Origin of the sequence: Gordonia phosphorivorans, assembly GCF_042432625.1 — a bacterium.
GTDB lineage: Bacteria > Actinomycetota > Actinomycetes > Mycobacteriales > Mycobacteriaceae > Gordonia > Gordonia phosphorivorans.
The window spans coordinates 121,828-138,754 of record NZ_JBHLWV010000011.1 but is presented as its reverse complement, the minus strand read 5'-3'; the positions used below and the strand labels follow the sequence as shown (position 1 = coordinate 138,754).

At 67.2% G+C, this 16,927-nt stretch carries 15 protein-coding genes, 1 pseudogene and 1 riboswitch; of the genes and pseudogenes, 8 read left to right on the top strand and 8 right to left on the bottom strand.

Going from position 1 to position 16,927, the window contains the following annotated elements; all coding sequences use genetic code 11:
* Positions 1-11 precede the first annotated feature (11 nt).
* Positions 12-362, top strand: a complete 351-nt coding sequence (locus tag ACFFJD_RS03115) for a HesB/IscA family protein (RefSeq protein WP_382360766.1) — start codon at positions 12-14, stop codon at positions 360-362.
* A 77-nt stretch (positions 363-439) separates the two neighbouring features.
* A complete protein-coding gene (locus ACFFJD_RS03110; RefSeq protein ID WP_382360763.1) occupies positions 440-1,429 on the top strand; it encodes a carbohydrate kinase family protein in 990 nt (329 codons plus the stop codon).
* Positions 1,430-1,520: 91 nt separating this feature from the next.
* On the opposite strand, the gene asnB is transcribed toward ACFFJD_RS03110, so the two are convergent.
* The gene (asnB, locus tag ACFFJD_RS03105; protein ID WP_382360760.1) at positions 1,521-3,446 is read right to left on the bottom strand and encodes an asparagine synthase (glutamine-hydrolyzing); all 1,926 of its coding nucleotides are present in this window, start codon (positions 3,444-3,446) and stop codon (positions 1,521-1,523) included.
* 273 nt (positions 3,447-3,719) lie between these two features.
* On the opposite strand from asnB, the gene ctaC reads away from it, so the two are divergent.
* Both ctaC and ACFFJD_RS03095 read left to right on the top strand, forming a co-directional pair.
* Positions 3,720-4,898, top strand: a complete 1,179-nt coding sequence (gene ctaC / locus ACFFJD_RS03100) for an aa3-type cytochrome oxidase subunit II (RefSeq protein ID WP_382360757.1) — start codon at positions 3,720-3,722, stop codon at positions 4,896-4,898.
* Entirely contained in the window at positions 4,895-5,311 is a 417-nt protein-coding gene (locus tag ACFFJD_RS03095; RefSeq protein WP_382360755.1) for a cytochrome c oxidase subunit 4, read from the top strand. The genes ctaC and ACFFJD_RS03095 overlap by 4 nt, the downstream gene beginning before the upstream one ends.
* 668 nt (positions 5,312-5,979) lie before the next feature.
* Here the strand turns inward: ACFFJD_RS03095 and ACFFJD_RS03090 are convergent.
* The 5 genes and pseudogenes from ACFFJD_RS03090 to ctaE all read right to left on the bottom strand — a co-directional run.
* Positions 5,980-6,390: pseudogene (locus ACFFJD_RS03090) on the bottom strand (nuclear transport factor 2 family protein); the annotation flags it as partial.
* A gap of 43 nt (positions 6,391-6,433) precedes the next feature.
* On the bottom strand, positions 6,434-8,062 hold the full coding sequence (gene qcrB, locus ACFFJD_RS03085) for a cytochrome bc1 complex cytochrome b subunit (RefSeq protein WP_382360752.1): 1,629 nt from the start codon (positions 8,060-8,062) through the stop codon (positions 6,434-6,436).
* The gene (qcrA, locus tag ACFFJD_RS03080) at positions 8,059-9,213 is read right to left on the bottom strand and encodes a cytochrome bc1 complex Rieske iron-sulfur subunit (RefSeq protein WP_382360749.1); all 1,155 of its coding nucleotides are present in this window, start codon (positions 9,211-9,213) and stop codon (positions 8,059-8,061) included. Before qcrA ends, qcrB begins: the two co-directional genes overlap by 4 nt.
* Positions 9,210-10,148 carry a cytochrome bc1 complex diheme cytochrome c subunit gene (qcrC, locus tag ACFFJD_RS03075; RefSeq protein ID WP_382360746.1) on the bottom strand — a complete coding sequence of 313 codons (939 nt, stop codon included), beginning with the start codon at positions 10,146-10,148 and terminating at the stop codon, positions 9,210-9,212. Before qcrC ends, qcrA begins: the two co-directional genes overlap by 4 nt.
* Before the next feature lie 48 nt (positions 10,149-10,196).
* A complete protein-coding gene (gene ctaE / locus ACFFJD_RS03070) occupies positions 10,197-10,805 on the bottom strand; it encodes an aa3-type cytochrome oxidase subunit III (protein ID WP_382360743.1) in 609 nt (202 codons plus the stop codon).
* 230 nt (positions 10,806-11,035) lie between these two features.
* Here ctaE and ACFFJD_RS03065 point away from each other — a divergent pair, with 230 nt between their 5' ends.
* Positions 11,036-11,461, top strand: a complete 426-nt coding sequence (locus tag ACFFJD_RS03065) for a hypothetical protein (RefSeq protein WP_382360740.1) — start codon at positions 11,036-11,038, stop codon at positions 11,459-11,461.
* Positions 11,458-12,552, top strand: a complete 1,095-nt coding sequence (gene trpD, locus ACFFJD_RS03060) for an anthranilate phosphoribosyltransferase (RefSeq protein WP_382360737.1) — start codon at positions 11,458-11,460, stop codon at positions 12,550-12,552. The genes ACFFJD_RS03065 and trpD overlap by 4 nt, the downstream gene beginning before the upstream one ends.
* Positions 12,553-12,573: 21 nt before the next feature.
* Here the strand turns inward: trpD and ACFFJD_RS03055 are convergent, their stop codons facing one another.
* Complete coding sequence (locus ACFFJD_RS03055) at positions 12,574-12,852, bottom strand: Lrp/AsnC family transcriptional regulator (RefSeq protein ID WP_382360734.1); 279 nt, start codon at positions 12,850-12,852, stop codon at positions 12,574-12,576.
* On the bottom strand, positions 12,764-14,467 hold the full coding sequence (locus ACFFJD_RS03050; RefSeq protein ID WP_382360731.1) for a DEDD exonuclease domain-containing protein: 1,704 nt from the start codon (positions 14,465-14,467) through the stop codon (positions 12,764-12,766). Before ACFFJD_RS03050 ends, ACFFJD_RS03055 begins: the two co-directional genes overlap by 89 nt.
* A gap of 551 nt (positions 14,468-15,018) precedes the next feature.
* Positions 15,019-15,203, top strand: a riboswitch (cyclic di-AMP (ydaO/yuaA leader).
* Positions 15,204-15,222: 19 nt separating this feature from the next.
* Here ACFFJD_RS03050 and ACFFJD_RS03045 point away from each other — a divergent pair.
* Both ACFFJD_RS03045 and ACFFJD_RS03040 read left to right on the top strand, forming a co-directional pair.
* Positions 15,223-15,804: a C40 family peptidase gene (locus ACFFJD_RS03045; protein ID WP_382360728.1), complete on the top strand. Its 582-nt coding sequence runs from the start codon at positions 15,223-15,225 to the stop codon at positions 15,802-15,804.
* 156 nt (positions 15,805-15,960) lie between these two features.
* Positions 15,961-16,926, top strand: coding sequence for a C40 family peptidase (locus tag ACFFJD_RS03040; protein WP_382361017.1), 966 nt, complete (start codon positions 15,961-15,963; stop codon positions 16,924-16,926).
* The last annotated feature ends 1 nt before the right edge of the window (position 16,927 follow it).

The following is a 16,927-nucleotide window of genomic DNA, read 5'->3' as shown; positions in this document are numbered from 1 at the left end:
AGGGAGCATCCATGACCGTCCAGAATGAGACCGCCCAGACGGGCGTGGTCCTGACCGATTCCGCCGCCGCCAAGGCCAAGGCACTTCTCGACCAGGAGGGCCGCAACGATATGGCCCTGCGCATCGAGGTGCAGCCGGGTGGTTGCGCGGGCCTGCGCTACCAGCTGTTCTTCGACGACCGCACCCTCGACGGCGACGTCGTGACCGAGTTCAGCGGCGTGAAGCTGGCCGTGGACCGCATGAGCGTGCCGTACATGCAGGGCGCCACCATCGACTTCGTCGACTCGATCGAGAAGCAGGGCTTCACCATCGACAACCCGAACGCGACCGGCAGCTGCGCCTGCGGCGACTCGTTCAACTGACCTGAATCGACACCGGCCGCCTTCCCCAAGCAGGGGGAGGCGGCCGGTGTCGTCTGTGTGCCGATTATCGTGGACGAATGTTCATTGCTGTCTGCGGGTCGCTGGCGACCGACCATCTGATGAAGTTCCCCGGAAAGTTCTCCGAACAGTTGCTCAGCGACCAGCTGGAGCACATCTCGCTGAGCTTCCTCACCGAGGATCTCCTGGTCCGGCGCGGTGGCGTCGGCGGCAACATCGCCTTCGCGATCGGCGCACTCGGCGGCAACCCGCTGCTGATCGGTGCGGCTGGCGAGGACTTCGGCGACTACCGCGAGTGGCTCACCGAGCACGGCGTCGACTGCCGCGGCGTTCGGATCTCCCGGACCCAGCACACCGCCCGCTTCACCTGCACCACCGACGAGACCATGGCGCAGCTGGCGTTCTTCTACCCGGGCGCCATGTCCGAGTCCCGTGAGATCGACGTCACCGAGGTCTTCGACGAGACCGGTCGCCCGGATCTGGTGCTGATCGCGCCCGACGACCCGGACGCGATGGTCCGGCACACCGAACTGTGCCGCGATCACAACATCCCGTTCGCCGCCGATCCGTCGCAGCAGCTGGCCCGGCTCGACGGCCCCACCATCCGCGGTCTCATCGAGGGCGCCCAGTACCTGTTCACCAATGAATACGAGTGGGGCCTGCTGCTGCAGAAGACGGGTCTGTCCGAGGCGGAGGTGGCCGAGCTGGTCGAGGTCCGGGTGACCACGAAGGGCGGCGGCGGCATCGAGATCGCGCCGAAGAACGAGGCGACCCTGCACGTGCCGGTGGTGCCGGTCAACGAGCAGAGCGACCCCACCGGGGTGGGCGACGGCTTCCGTGCGGGCTTCCTCACCGGTCTGTCCCGCGGGCTGCGCTACGAGCGCGCCGCCCAGCTGGGTGCGATGGTGGCCACCCTGGTGCTCGAATGCGAGTCGACGCAGGGCTGGGTGTGGGACCGCGATTCCGCGTTGGAGCGGGTCCGCGCCGCCTACGGTGACGCGGCCGCCGCCGACATCCGCGCGGTGCTCTANCGACACCCAGCGCGTTGAAGAGTGCTGAAAAGCGGGGGGTCCGCGGACATATTGCCCGCGGACCCCTCGATTTTCAGCAGTCTTCAGCGGGGGAGGGACCGGGGCGGTTCTAGAGGAGTACCGGGTAGTCCGGCTCGTCGATCTGCGGATCGATGGAGCCGTCGACGAAGATCCCGTACCAGATCATGAAGCACAGGACGGTCCAGATCCGTCGACTGTTGTCGACGGTGCCGGCCCGGTGCTCGTCGAGCATCTGCAGGGTGAACTGCTTGTCGAAGATGTGGTCGGTGTCCGAATCGACGATCACCTGGCGCGCCCAGTCGTACATCTCCGGGCCGGCCAGCCAGTGCCGCAGCGGCACCGGGAAGCCGAGCTTGCGTCGGTGCAGCACGTGCGCGGGCACGATCTGCTCGAGCGCCTTGCGCAGCGCGTACTTGGTGGTGCCGTTGGCGATCTTCTGGTCGAAGGGCAGGCCCTCGGCGACGTCGAAGACCTCCTTGTCCAGGAACGGCACGCGCAGCTCCAGCGAGTTGGCCATCGTGATCTTGTCGGCCTTGACCAAGATGTCCCCGCGCAGCCACGTGAACAGGTCGAGGTGCTGCATGCGGGCCACCGGATCCATGCCGACGCTCTCGGCGTAGACGGGGGCGGTCACATCGGTGTGCGTCCACTCCGGGCGGTAGTTGCGCAGCACTCGCCGCAGACGCGCGTCGTCGAAGCTGCGGGCGTTGCCGTAGTAGCGCTCCTCCAGCGTCAAGGAACCGCGGTGCAGCAGGCTCTTGCCGCGGGTGCCCTCCGGGATGCGATCGGACAGTCGGCCGGCGGCGCGCCGCAGACGCGGGCTCAACCGATCGAAGGCCTTCAGCGACAGCGGCTCCTTGTAGATGGTGTAGCCGCCGAACAGTTCGTCGGCGCCCTCACCGGAGAGCACCACCTTGACGTGCTTGCGGGCCTCGGCGGCCACGAAGTACAGCGGCACCAGGGCGGGGTCGGCCACCGGGTCGTCGAGATACCAGATGATCTTCGGGATCGCCGCGACGTATTCCTCGGGGCTGACCACCTTGACCACATGGCGGGCGCCGATGGCTTCCGCGGATTCGGCGGCCACGTCGATCTCGGAGTAATCGCTGCGCTCGAAGCCGGTGGTGAAGGTGATCAGGTCGGGGTTGTGCGTGATCGCCAGGGCGGCGATGGCGGTGGAGTCGATACCGCCGGACAGGAACGAGCCGACCGTCACGTCGGCGCGCATGTGCTTGGCCACCGAATCGCGCAGCACCTCGGCGATCTCGTCGTAGCGGGCCTGCTCGCCGTCGCGCAGGAACGGGCGGATGGTGAACTTCGGGGTGAAGTAGCGAGTCACCGCCGGCGCGCTGCCCGGGGTGAGCGTCGCATAGGTGCCCGACTCGAGGCGACGGATGTCCGCGTGCAGCGATTCGGGCTCCGGAACGTACTGCAGTGCGGTGTAGTGCTCGATGGCGCGCGGGTCGAGCGCATCCGAGAGCTGCAGCGCATCCAAAAGCTGCAGCAGGCTCTTCTTCTCGCTGCCGAACGCGGTGCCGCCGGGGCCGGTGGCCAGGTACAGCGGCTTGATGCCGAACGCGTCGCGCGCGATGAACAGGCTCTTGGTCACCGTGTCCCAGATCGCGAAGGCGAACATGCCGCGCAGCTTGCGCACCACGTCCGGGCCCCAGTGGTGGAAGCCGACCACGATGGGCTCGCCGTCGCCCTCGGTGGCGAACTGCGCACCGAACTCCTCCTGCAGTTGCTCGCGCAGCTCCAGGTAGTTGTAGATCTCACCGTTGAAGGCGAGCGCGTACCGCTGCGGCTGCTCGGGCGGACCCCAAAGCAGGGGCTGCGGGGAATGCTCGATGTCGATGATGGACAGGCGATTGAAGCCCAGCACCAGGTCGTCGTCGTTCCAGGTGAGCGCGTCGTCGGGACCCCGGTGTCGCATGCAGCGCGAGGCGCCGGAGATCAGTTCGACGAGCGACGACGCGGAGCCGTCACCGGTGAGCATTCCGAGTAGTCCACACACAGTGGCAGCGTCCCTTCGGTTCCAGAACAGGTAAACAGGTAGATGACGCAGGTCCTCGGCGCGACCGTGGACTGCCCGTCCACTATGCCGCAGACACCTCCGACCGGGCCAACTCCCGGGCTCGGCGGTCTCTGCCCGACACGAGCACCGACCCAATCGCGACCGATTCACCGGGTTGGTCTACGCTGCGTAGTACTAGGTGCGAGAATGTCTCCAGCGAGTGCTGCTCGCTGTGGAAGTTCGCACGAAATAGCTCCCTGTCAGCAGGAAGGCGTGAAATTGACTCACGGTGGACGTTCGTCGGCCCGGCGCAGCCCAAGTGCGTCGCGCACGGTGAAACGAGTGACGGCGCTCGGTGCGCTCGCACTCACTGCGCTGTTCGTTACCGGGTGTAGCCCAGAGGAGGCTGTGCGCTTCGGCTGGCCAGCCGGTGTCACCACGGAGAGTAAGAGCATGCTCACGCTCTGGCAGTGGGCGGTCATCGCCGCGCTCGCCATGGGCGTGCTGGTGTGGGGCCTGATCTTCTGGACCATCACCTTCCATCGCCGCAAGGGCAACAGCGACCAGGCGCCGCGTCCGGCCGACGAGGAATTCCCCCGTCAGACCGGTTACAACGTGCCGTTGGAGCTGGCCTACACGGCCATCCCCTTCGTGCTGATCGCGGTGCTCTTCTACTTCACCGTCGTCACGCAGACGAAGGTGGAGAAGGTCGAAGACAACCCGGCCGTGGTCGTCGACGTGACCGCCTTCCAGTGGAACTGGAAGTTCGGCTACAACTCGGTCCGCGCGGCCGACGGCGCCCAGCTGATCGACGCCGACCAGGCGAAGAAGGGTGCGCCCTTCGAGCTGAACGTGCCCGACTACTACGAGCACGAGGGCGAGCGCAAGGAGCTCGGCGGTCCGGCTGGCGGTCGCGACCAGAAGATCCGCGACTACCTGACCTTCAACAACGTTGAGGTTCTCGGCACGTCGTCGGAGATCCCGATCCTGCTGCTGCCCACCGGTACCCGCGTCGAGTTCGTGCTCGCCTCGGCCGACGTGGTCCACTCCTTCTGGGTTCCCGAGTTCCTGTTCAAGCGCGATACGTTCCCGTTCCCGGAGCAGAACCACCAGAACCCGAAGTTCCAGATCAGTGAGATCGAGCGCGAAGGCGCCTTCGTGGGTCGCTGTGCGGAAATGTGCGGCACCTACCACTCGATGATGAACTTCGAGGTTCGCGCCGTGAGCCCCGCCGTCTTCGACGCTTACATCCAGTGGCGCCAGGACAACCCCAAGGCCACCAACGCCGAGGCGCTGGCCGCCGTGTGCCAGGAACCGCAGTCTGTGGTCACCGCACCGTTCAACAGCCGCCGTGTCTCCTCCACCGACCTGCCCGACAACCTCGGTGACGCGAACAACACGTCCACCGTCGGTAAGGGCTGCAAGCCAGCAGAGGGTGTGAACCTGTCATGAAGATCGAAGCACGGATCTTTGAGGCCATCGCGGTCTTCTTCATCGTCGTCGGCATCATCTACACGGTGGCCACGCACTTCTACTACACCGGTGTGGAGTGGGCAGGCGCCTCGTGCCTGTTCTTCTCGGCCGCACTGTCGATCCTGGCCGGAACCTACTTCCGGTTCGTGGCTCGACGGGTCGAGATCCGCCCCGAGGACTACGACGACGCCGAGATCGAAGACGGCGCCGGCGAGCTGGGCTTCTTCAGCCCGCACAGCTACTGGCCGATCCTGATCGCGGTGGGCGCCTCGCTGTTCGCCCTGGGCTTCGCGACGTCGAACTTCTGGTTCGCCATCGCCGCCGCAGTCGTGATCATCTGCACGGTCACCGGCCTGGTGCTGGAGTACCACGTGGGACCGGAGAAGCACTGACGCTCTCCCGCACACGCTGAACCGGCCGTACCTGGATCCCCAGGTACGGCCGGTTTTTTGCCTGCTCCTTTCCGCCCCTCCCTCCGAGCGCCCCCCGCAGCCCCCCGCGCCGGCGTTCGCGTCGTACCGGCACGTTCGCGGCGCGCGCGTGCGACGCGAACGTACGCCGACGCCGCGAGTGTGGCTGGGCGACGCGGGCGGGGGGACTGTGGCCCGTCGCGCTGGCGCTGCTGTGCGGCCCGTCGACGGGGCTCCGGTTGCGCCACACCGGCGTTCGCGCCGTACCCGCACGTTCGCGTCGCACGCGTGCGACGCGAACGTGCGCCGACGCCGCGAGCGTGGCTGCGCGACGCGGACAGGGGGACTGTGGGTGGGCGCCTGCGCCCAGTGGACCGTCTCCTTGCCGCTGGTACGTGCGGCCCCTACGTTCGCGCCGTTCCGACACGTTCGCGTCGAGCGCGTGCGACGCGAACGTATGCCGATGCCGCGGATGTGGTTGGGCGAAGCGGACGGGGGGACTGTGGCCGTCGCGTTGGCGGTGCTGTGCGCCCGTCGTGCGGCCGTCGACGGGCTCCGGTTGTGCCACAGCGGCGTTCGCGCCGTACCGGCACGTTCGCGTCGAGCGCGTGCGACGCGAACGTGTGCCAGCGACGCGGGGCGGCGGGGGGCTAGGCCGGCGGGGTAGGGGAGTTGACGAACCAGAGGTTGTCTTCGCGGAGGGAGCGGCTGCGCCAGCCGTCCGGGGTGCGGACCATCTCGTGGTGGTAGTAGCCGCCGCAGAAGCTCAGGTCCGCGAAGCCGGGGAACTGCATGGGATTGAAGAACTGCGCGTGCACGGTGGCGCTGTCGCCGTCGAGCTCCACCTCGATGTTGGAGACGTAGTGCATGGACATGGGCACCACCGACAGTGACTGCTCGAGCCAGGCGGCTACCTCGTCGCGCGGGCCGGCGATCCCGAAGGGCGCCGAGCTGTAGTCGATCCGCGCATCCGGAGTGAACAGCGAACGGTACAGATCCCAATCCCGGGTGTCGACGGCGCGCGCGTAGGTGGCCAACATGGACTGGAGGGCGTGAACATCGTGCNTCGCGAGGCTCCCTTCGTCGTAGTGCGTTGCCGGTCGGCTACTCGTTCACATCGAACGGGTTGCCGCCCTTGGCCTGCAGATCCTGCAGGGCCTTCTTCTCGGCGGCGTGGCCCTCGTGCGCGGTGGCCACGTTGGCTGCCTGCTGGTCCTCGGGGTCGGCGACCAGGAGCGAACCGGTACCCGGCTCGCCGGCCGAACCCAGCTTGTTCATCCGCTTCGGCAGTGCCGCTCCCTGGTAGGGGAGGGGGATCGGATGACCATGGCTGTCCACCGGGCCCAGTGGCTGGTGGATCTCGATGTACTCGCCCACGGCCTCGCGACGGATGATGCCCGTCTCGATACCGTGCGCCAGCACCTCGCGGTCGCTGCGCTGCAGCGAGATCGCCCAGCGGTAGGCGATGAAGTACACCAGCGGCGGCAACAGGATCAGACCGATACGACCGATCCAGGTGGTCGCGTTCAACGAGATGTCGAACTTGAAGGCGATGATGTCGTTGAAACAAGCAACCGTGAGGATGATGTAGAACGTCAGCGCCATCGCACCGACCGCCGTGCGAACCGGGACGTCACGCGGACGCTGCAACAGGTTGTGCGGCGCCTTGTCCTTGGTCAGTGCGGACTCGATCCAGGGGTAGGAGAACAGCAATCCGAAGATCACACCGATCACCAGCACCACCCAGAAGACCGCGGGAATCGTGTAGTTGCCCAGGTAGAGCTCCCACGCCGGCATGAGTCGGGCGAAACCGTCCGTCCACATCATGTAGATGTCGGGCTGCGAACCGGCCGAGACCTGCGCCGCGTTGTACGGGCCGATGTTCCAGACCGCGTTGATCTGGAAGACGCCGGCCATCAACGCCAGGGCACCGAAGGTGATGGCGAAGAATGCGCCGCCCTTGGCCGCGAAGACCGGGAGGATTCGGACACCGACGACGTTGTTCTCGGTACGGCCGGGGCCGGGGAACTGCGTGTGCTTCTGGTACCAGACCAGTGCCAGGTGAGCGCCGATCAGGGCCAGGATGATGGCCGGGAAGATCAGCACGTGCAGCACGTACAGGCGGGTGATGATGATGTCGCCCGGGAAGTCGCCGTTGAAGAGGGCGAACTGCAGCCAGGTGCCGATCAGCGGAATACTCAGGACGATACCGCTCATGGCGGCGCGCATGCCGGTGCCGGAGAGCAGGTCGTCGGGCAGCGAGTAGCCGAAGAAGCCTTCGAACATCGCCAGCAGCAGCAGGAAGCAGCCGATCACCCAGTTGGCTTCACGCGGCTTGCGGAACGCGCCGGTGAAGAAGATGCGCATCATGTGGATGATGATCGACGCCGCGAACAGCAGGGCTGCCCAGTGGTGGATTTGTCGCACGAACAGGCCGCCGCGGACCTCGAAGGAGAGGTCCAGGGTGGTCTCGTAGGCGCGGCTCATGGTGACACCGTTGAGCGGCAGGTAGGCGCCGTTGTAGGTCACGTGTGCCATCGACGGATCGAAGAACATCGTGAGGTAGACGCCCGAGATCAGCAGGATCACGAAGCTGTACAGCGCCAGCTCACCGAGCAGGAAGGACCAATGGGTCGGGAAGACCTTGTTCACCTGCCGGCGGATGCCGGCCGCCGCGCGGTACCGGACGTCCATTTCTTGCGCTTGCGCGCCGAGGCGATCGCCCATCGTCATGACTTACGCTCCCAGAATGCCGGACCGACGGGTTCGATGAAGTCGCCTGCGGCGACCATGTACCCCTGATTGTTGACCGTGATCGGCAGCTGAGCCAGAGCGCGCGCGGCCGGACCGAAGACGGGCTTGGCGAACTCGAGGGCGTCGAACTGCGACTGGTGGCACGGGCAGAGAATGCGGTTGGTCTGCTGCTCGTACAAGGAGGTCGGGCAGCCGAGGTGGCTGCAGACCTTGGTGTAGGCGTAGAAGTCGCCGTAGTTGAAGCTCTCCTGGCCCTGCCGCTTGATGACCTTGGCGGCGTCGGCAGTGCGCAGACGGATCAGCATCACCGGGTTACGCACTGCGCGCAGACCCTTGAGGAGCTTGTGACGGGACTCTTCGCTGTCGCCGTAGCCGTCCGAGACGCGCCACGGGAAGACGGTCTCCATGGCGCCGGCGTCGAGGTCCTCCGGGCGGACCAGGGCGACCTGGTACGGGTTGCCGGTGTCGCGACGCAGGAAGACCGTCTCGTTCGGGTCCGAGGCCGGGTTGTGGATCGGCGACCAACCGGTCTGCCACAGGTCGTCCTTGGGGTCGGCCCACGGGTTCTTGATGAAGCCGCCGATGGCCGCGACGCCGCCGGCGAGGGCGAGCGAACCGAGACCGAATGCGGCCGAGCCCATGATCATCTTGCGACGGGGGAGGGTAGAGGTCTCCAGCGCGTCGGACATGCCGGCAGCGAAAGTCTTCTGATCGACGAGCTCCGAGGGGCCGTCGTGACGCTGCTGCACCGAGATCTCGGCGGGGATGAAGCGCTTGGTCAGCTGGATCACGCCGAAGCCGAAGAACAGGATGGACAGACCGAAGGAGACACCGAGCGCGGGGGTGTAGAACGTGTACGCCCAGTACCCGTCCTGCTCCGGCATGGTGAATTCCCACTGGTTCCAGATGAACAGCGCGAAGCCGGCGAGCGCGAGGAGACCGGACAACACGAACCAGATCGCCACGATGCGCTCGGAGCGCTTCTCGGCTTTGGTTCCCGGTACCGGGTTACGCGCTTCGCGGTAGATGATCTCGACGTCGTCGAGATTGCTACCGAGCTTCACCAGTTCGTCGCGGGACATCGCGTTCAGCTGGTCGTCCGAGGGGACGTCTTTAGGAGAGGTACTCAATTTCGGGATCCAATCCACATCGCACCGGCGACGACCGCGCTGATACCGACGACCCACATGACCACGCCTTCCGAGGCGGGGCCGAAGCCGCCGAGGCCGAAGCCACCGATCGGGTTCGAGGTGTCTGCGTAGCGGATGAAGCCGATGATGTCCTTCTTCTCTTCGACCGACAGCTGACGGTTGGAGAACTTGGGCATGTTCTGCGGGCCGGTGAGCATGGCCGTGTAGAGCTGCTGCTCGTTGACGCCCGACAGAGAGGGAGCGAACTTACCGCTCGAGAGGGCGCCGCCACGACCGGTGAAGTTGTGGCAGGAGGCGCAGTTCAGGCGGAACAGCTCGGAGCCGCGACCGAGGTCGTTGCCGCGCAGTTCGCCCATCGCCAAGACCGGCATGCCGTTCTCGTCGCGCTTGACGTCACCGTTCTCGGTGGTCGCGTACATCGTCCGGGGACCGCCGCCCATCGCCTGAATGTAGGCGCCGAGCTGGTCGATCTGGGACTGAGTGAACTTGACGGTCTTGCGCTTGACCTGTGCCTCGCCGCGGGCGGCGGGCATGCGGCCGGTGGAGACCTGGAAGTACACCGACGCGTCGCCGACACCCAGGAGGGTGGGACCGCGATCCGGCACGCCCTCGAGGTTGACGCCGTGGCAGGTGACGCAGGAGTTGTCGTACAGCTGCTTGCCGGCGGCCACCAGTTCGGCGGACGTGGGCTCGGCCGTGGCGACCTGGGGCTCGGGGGTGAGCAGGCCGGCGAGCAGGCCGGAGGCAACGAGGCCGAACAGCAGGAACGCGGTGGCGCTCGCACGACGACGCAATTTGCGCCGCGAGCGGGCACGCCGCGCGTCGGTCTTTGCGTTTCCGGCGGTCGCAACGCCCTCTGTGGAGGCGTCGTCGCCGTCGAGCGGCTGCGACGAACTCGGTGGAGATGATCTCATCGGTGTCTCTCTACTAAGCGATTGGACTGTTTCAGCGGCCGCCGTGGGCTACTGCACGAAGTAAATGACGACGAACAGGGCGATCCAGACCACGTCCACGAAGTGCCAGTAGTACGACACGACGATCGCGGCGGTGGCTTGGGCGGGAGTGAACTTGGAAAGTCGCGTTCGGATCAGCAGGATGACGAAGGCCAACAGACCGCCGATCACATGCAATCCGTGGAAGCCGGTCGCCATGTAGAAGACCGAGCCGTACGACGACGACGAGAGCGTCACGCCGCTGTCGACGAGAGTGAAGTACTCGTACGCCTGGCCGGCGACGAAGAAGGTGCCCATGACCAGAGTCAGGGTGTACCAGCGGCGAAGTCCGAAGACGTCGCCCTTCTCGGCGGCGAAGACGCCCATCTGGCAGGTGACGGAGCTGAGAATCAGCACCGATGTCACCGGGATGGCGAGCCAAAGATTGAGGTGAGCGGGCTGTTGAGGCCACTCGACGGAATTGGCTCGCGCGACGAAATACATCGCGAACAAGCCGGCAAAAAACATCAACTCGCTCGACAACCACACGATGGTGCCGACGCTGACCATGTTCGGTCGGTTCAGCGAATGCACGCGCGAGGTCATGGCGGTTCCTGGGGTACCCACGGCGCTAGTCACATGAGAAGTATGACGGTTCGTAGTAAGCGATGACCACTCGGGTCCCAAATTGGTCCGAACTTGTTGTGTCGATGCAGGTCAGGGGCGGCCGGTTGGGGCCCGGTCGGCGTGTCCTGCCGGAGTTTTCCGCTGGTTGTCGACGGTTCGGGCGGGCATGCTGATGATGTCCCACCCGGCTGAGACGAGCCTGAAGGCGACCTGGGTAATGAGCAGTGTTTAAGGAGTGACAGATGGTGTGGATGTGGCGAAAAAGGCGGGCGCGTATCCGTGATCCCCGTGAGGAGCTGCCGACCGCAAGGCTTCTGGTGGAGTGCCACGACGAAACCGCCGCGGCATCGACGGTGCTCGCCGGGGTCGCCGGGATCGGAGCCGACGAGTTGCTGCTGCGGCACGTCGTCATCGTCGACGCCGGGCGGGTGGCGGAGCTGGTCGAGCGGTGTGCGGTCGACGGCTATGTGCGGGCGCCGGCGCTGGGCTCGGATCCGGCGGCGCCCGAGGGGCGGGTCGCGGTGGCCCTGGCGCGGCTGCAGAAGGTGGATGCGCAGACGGTCGCGCAGGAGCGGGCACTGCTGAGCTCGATGACCACGCGACTGGGCGGCGCTTTCGGCAGTTGGGCGGTGTTGGCTCCCGCGGCGGTCGCTACTGTGGCGGAGTGAGTTCTACCGATGCCGCCTCTTCGTCCGTGCCGTCGTCTCCGGACGCCTTCACCTGGCCCGCAGTGCTGGGGAAGGTGACCGACGGGTTCGACCTGACCGCTGCCGAGGCGGGCTGGGCCATGCGGGAGATCATGTCCGACGCGGCCACCGGCGCGCAGATCGCGGCTTTCGGCGTGGGCGTGAAGATGAAGGGTGCGGCGGCCGAGGAACTGCGCGGCCTCGCCGAGACGATGTTGTCGATGGCCAACCGGGTGGAGACCGCCGGCGATGCCCTCGACATCGTGGGGACCGGCGGCGACCGCTCGCACACGGTCAACATCTCGACGATGACCTCGATCGTGGTGGCCGCGGCCGGGGTTCCGGTGGTCAAGCACGGCAACCGGGCCGCGTCGTCCAAGAGCGGTGGGGCCGATGTGCTGGAGGCGCTCGGGGTGGCGATCGCACTCGGCCCGGATGCGGTGGCGCGGTGCGTGCGCGAGGTGGGCATCGGTTTCTGCTTCGCCCCGGTGTTCCATCCGGCGTTCCGCTTCACCGGACCGCCGCGCAAGCAGATCGGCATTCCCACGGTCTTCAACGTGCTCGGGCCGCTGACCAATCCGGCGGCACCGCCCGCGGGTCTGATCGGGTGCGCCTTCGCCGACCTGGCGCCGACGCTGGCGCAGACCTTCGCCACCCGCGGCAATCGCGTGCTGGTGGTGCGCGGCGACGACGGGCTCGACGAGCTGACCACCACCACGACGTCGTCGGTGTGGCAGGTCCTCGGCGGGCAGGTGCGGGAGTTGACGGTCGATCCGACCGAGCTCGGGATCGACTTGGTGGAGCTGTCCGCGCTGCAGGGCGGTGACGCGGAAGTGAACGCACAGGTCGCGCGCGACCTGTTCGCCGGTGCGGTGGGGCCGGTTCGCGACTCGGTCACCCTGAACGCGGCCGCGGCGCTGGTGGCCTTCGAGCAGGACCGTCTCTACGACCAGTCCGAGTTCACCGACGCGCTGCGGGCCGCCGCGGTGCGGGTGGGCGAAGTGCTGGACTCGGGTGCCGCGGCAGCGCGGCTGGCCGACTGGGCGGCGCTCAGTTCGGCATTGGCCGACTGACCGCCCCCGTCCGCGGCGGCGCTACTCGTCGCCGATGGAGAAGCCGCCCTCGACCTCCGAGCTCGAATAGCTCCGGAAGGCGATGTGGGTGGCGCTGCGCTTGACGCCGGGCAGCCGGTTGATCTTGCCGGTCACCACGTCGGCGATCTGATCGTGGTCGCGGACGCGGACCTTGGCGATCAGGTCGACGTCGCCGGCGCACGAATACACCTCAGTGACGCCCGGGATGTCGGCGACGGCCTGGGCGGTCTCCGGGATCTGATGGATGTCGGCTCCGATGAGGACGATGGCGGTGATCATCCTCTGAGCCTAAACGAGGGGTCTGTGCCAGCGTGCGGGCCTCGCGGGCGGTGCGGGAGAAGTCGCGACGCCGTTCGGCCGACTGCAGCGGGGAGTGCAGATCACCCCGCACCGACACGAGCCTGGTGCCTGGAGCGCTGATCCACTCGGCGATCAGCGCGACCTCCTCCGGTGGTGCGCCGGCCAGCGGCCCGGCCTGATCGCCGGGTGCCGGAATGTGCTGCGCTCCGGCGAGGAGTGCCGCGACCACGGGCATCGGCGCGGCGTCTCGGGGTGCGCAGCCGGCGCCGGCCAGGCGGCCGTGCCGGACGACGGCGAACTCCCAGCCGCCGGCATCGGTGGGGCGGGCGAGGACCAGTTCGTCGAGCCGAGCGATCGCGGACAGGCGTTGGCAGCGGGCGAGCGCATCGATCGTCGACGCCAGGGTGTCGCGGGCCCGCGCCGCGGTCTCGAAGCGTCGACTCTGTGCCAACGCGGTCAGTCGTCGGGTCAACGCGTCCAGCGGTGCATCCGAGCGGCCGTCGATGAGTTCGCGCACCTCGGTGGTGCTCGTGGCCACCTCGGTGAGGGCGGCGGCGATCTCGGCGGCCACCGTGCGCCCGGACACGGGGCCGAAGCACACGGCGGACGGTGTCCGGCTGACCTTCAGGCGTGGGGGTTCGCTTCCGGTCAGCGTGATCCACCAGCCGCGGTGTGGGTTGGCCGAGCGCCGATTGAACGTCGGCTTGTGGACGGCGATCAAGGTCAGCTCGCGGACCCCGGCCTCGAGCGCATGCGCGCATTCGATGTGCTCGACCCGTTCGGCCAGCCCCACCATCTGGGCCATGCGGGCGCGGGTGTCACCGCCGGTGAAGTAGCTGCCCACTCGGCGACGCAGATCCACGGCGGTGCCTATATAGAGGACCTCGTCGCCGGGGCCGCGGAAGAGATAGACGCCGGGCGCATGTGGGAGGTCGTCGGCCAGCGAGCGCTTGGCGCGCAACGCTGGGGTGGCGCGCGGCAGGTACCGGGTGAGATCGCGGTAGGTGTGCACCTGCTGGTTGCCCACACGCTCGAGGAGGTGGTGGAAGACCTCGACGGTGGCGTGCGCATCGTCGAGGGCGCGGTGGGTGGGGCGCACCGTGACATCGAAGAGTTCGGCCAGCGCACTCAGCTTGACGGTGGGGGCCTCCTGCCTGGTCAGGATCCGGCGCGCCATCAGCACCGTGCACAGGGTCGCCGGAAACGTCCACGGCAGGTGCTGCCGCGCGGCGGCGCGTCGGAGGAATCCGACGTCGAAGCGCGCGTTGTGGGCCACCAGCACCGCGCCGCGCGCGAACTCGAGGAACGCCGGCAGTACCTGCTCGATGGGCGGTGCGTCGTGCACCATCGCCGAGGTGATGCCGGTGAGGGTGACGATCTGCGGTGGGATGGCGCGCCCGGGATCGACCAGGGTGCCGAACTCTCCGAGTACCTCGCCGCCGCGGATCTTGACCGCGCCGATCTCGGTGATCGCGTCGTTCTCGGGGCTGCCGCCAGTGGTCTCCAGGTCGACGACCACCAGGGTGAGGTCGGCGAGCGAGAGGGAAGCGAATGCTTCGTCACCCGGCAGGTCGGCGAAACTCAACTGGTCCATGACCGCACGTTAGTTCGAGCCTCCGACAACCGTGGTAGGCGAAACGGGCGCCGGGGCTGTCGGGGGGTCGGTTTACCCTCCGGTCGAGGTTGAGCCTTCCGGCCCGACCCGACGACCGATCCGGCGGCAAAACTGACAACGTGCACAGCCCGACGGGTGAATGAGAGGCAGATCACAATGAGAATCGACTGCGCGACGTGCCCGGGACGAAACCGCGCATGTGACGGGTGTCTGATGCAGGTCCTTTTTGACCCCCTGGCCAGGGACTATGGTCCCGAGGCCGACGAAATGCCGGAGGAGGCGGAGATCTCCTCGGCCGTCGATGTGCTGGTTGCCACAGCGCTGATCACCGAAAAGGCTGGTCGGGCGGCAAAAGCGCACATCGCCCCAGTTCACGGCGCTGCGTGTGGGGAGGGTCGACGGCATCTCCGGGCCGTCTGACGGTGCGGTTCGAAGCGGCGCGCGGCTCGACCGGTGGACATCGGGCGTTCAGGTTTCGTAATCTTTCTGAGACCTACCGAGTGGTCGCCCCCTAACCGGGGTCACCGATCGGAAGGACACCGCCTAATCGCCCTCCTGCTCACGTGGAAGGCGAACCGGGGACCCACTCTTTTTCCGGACCCGCGACCGACGAGGACGCGCCTGGAATCGGGGTGAATCGCGGGTCAGACCGCGTAGGGCCATCTCTTCCGGCCCGAACCCGACAGCTAACCCGGTCGGCGGTCAGGGAGAACCAACCAAGGAGAACCGTTTCCGTGGCGAAACACCGTATGGAACAGCCCAAGGGCGCCGTCAAGGCCGCCAAGACCGCAGTGATCGCCGGATCGATCGCCGTCGGCACCCTCGCGATTGCCGCCGGGCCCGCCGATGCCGCGCCGATCTCGATCCCGGGTGTGGGCGATTTCGAACTGCCTGGTGTCAACGACAAGCAGGTTCCGCCGCAGTTCAAGCAGGGCGGCACTCAGGGTGGCGGCCTCCTCAACAGCCAGCCGGCGCGCGCGCAGAAGGCGCTGCGTGCCGCTGAGTCCAAGATCGGTTCGCCGTACTCGTACGGTGCGGTCGGCCCCAACGCCTTCGACTGCTCGGGCCTGGTCTACTGGTCCTACAAGCAGGCCGGCAAGACCGTCCCCCGCGACAGCTACGGCCAGCTCGGCGGCGGCACCCCGGTGGCCTCGCTCGCCTCGGCGCGCCCCGGCGACGTCCTGATCTTCAACGGTGGCGGCCACGCCGGCATCTACGCGGGCAACGGCATGTTCGTGCACTCCTCGACCTACGGTGTGCCGGTCAAGCGCGACAAGGTCAAGGCCTGGTCGCTGACGGGCATCCGCCGCTACTGAGCGGAGCCGGAAGATTTCACTTTCGTCCAGAACGAGCCGTGAGCGAAAGCGCCCACGGCTCGTTCTGGCGGTAGCAGGAGAGTTTCTCTCGTGACTGAATCACGGCGCACCGCTTCGTTCGTCGCCGCACTCCTAGCGGCGACGACCTTGGCGACCATGCAACCCTCGGCGGCATTCGCCGAGCCGGCCGGCGGACCCCAGACGGTCCTGGCCCAATACAAGCAGCTCTCGATCCAGGCGGAGAAGTCCGCCGAGGCGATGAACAAGGCGCAGGTCGAATACGACAAGCAGCGCGGCGTCGTCGCCACCCAGCGGAAGGCTGCGGCGAGCGCCCAGCGGAGCCTGGACAAGGCCACCGCCAAGATGGACACCGCGCAGACCAAGCTCGACGCCCTCGCCCGCGCTAGCTTCCGTGGGGCCCGGGTCAATCGGCTCTCGGCCATGCTGGTGTCCGATTCGCCGCAGGACCTGTTGAACAACATGTCCGATCTGGAAGTGCTGTCCCGGCAGTCGGCCGCGGATCTGAAGTCGATCAAGAGCATCGCGCGGGACGCGACCAACGCCAAGAAGTCGGCCGAGCAGGCGGCCACGGCGGCCTCGACCGCGGTCAAGGATGCCGCGCGCAAGCGCGGTGATCTGCAGGCGAAGCAGGCCGACCTGCAGCTGGAAGCTGTCGCGGTGCGCGCGGTGTACCAGTCGATGACCGGCAAGGAACTGGCCGCGCTCCGCGGGCCCAAGTACACCTTCGATGCGAAGGCGGTGCCCAAGGGCACCTCGCCGGCCACCGTCGCGGTGCACGCCGCATTGAGCCGCATCGGCGACCCCTATGTGTGGGGTGCGACCGGACCCGACGAGTTCGACTGCTCGGGCCTGATGCTGTGGGCCTACAAGCAGGCAGGCAAGACTATTCCGCGCACCAGCGAGGCGCAGATGGCCGGCGGCAAGCCCGTCGACCGCAAGGATCTCAAGCCGGGCGACCTGATCATCTATTACCCCGACGCCCACCACGTCGGCCTCTACGTGGGCAACGGGTACGTGATTCACGCATCCACCTTCGGTGTACCCGTGGCCGTGGTGCCGGTGGACAAGGCCGGTTCGTACAACACGGCACGACGGTACTGAC